The 555-nt window shown below is 62.5% G+C and carries 1 pseudogene; it reads right to left on the bottom strand.

The features are described 5' to 3' along the window. Positions 1 to 376: pseudogene (locus tag ABD161_RS15865) on the bottom strand (hypothetical protein); the annotation flags it as partial. Positions 377 to 555: the final 179 nt, after the last annotated feature.

Raw genomic sequence — 555 nt, 5'->3', positions numbered from 1 at the left:
ACCTGACCGTCACCATCCCGAGCGAGGGAGCGTCGTGGTGCTTGGCGGCCGCAGCGCTGAGTGCGCACGTGGAGGTGCGTTCGACGCGCTCCATGTAAGGCTGCCGATCCTTCCAATCGTCGAGATGCCTCACGATCTTGATGCTGTCGATGTCTGGACGGTAGCTCTCAGGCCGGCTGTCTTTGGTCTCCCGCCGCACCTCGACGTCGATCAGGTCGAACTTCTTGAACTGCTGCTCGACACCCATCCAGCGGAACGCGAGCGGATAGAGACGGATCCACTCGGCCCGTCCCCCGTCGACCCGAATGCCGGCGACGCACACCGTGTCGCCGTACTTCGCCGACGGCTGGGGCGATGCCTTCACGGTGATGAGCACCCGCGCCGTCTCTGATCTGACCTGCATGCGCAAACCATACGAGCGGGGTCGGACTACAGATCGGTTGGCGAAAACTACAGGTCGGTTGTCACAACCACAGAATCGATGGCAAAAACTACAGATGGGTTGTCATCGGACAATTCGCCCGGCACCGGTCGGGGCATCGCTATGCGCGCGCC

This window comes from Microbacterium paludicola, assembly GCF_039529675.1.
GTDB classification, from domain to species: domain Bacteria; phylum Actinomycetota; class Actinomycetes; order Actinomycetales; family Microbacteriaceae; genus Microbacterium; species Microbacterium paludicola.
The sequence above is the reverse complement of the archived record's forward strand: the minus strand, read 5'-3'. Positions and strand labels throughout refer to the sequence as shown.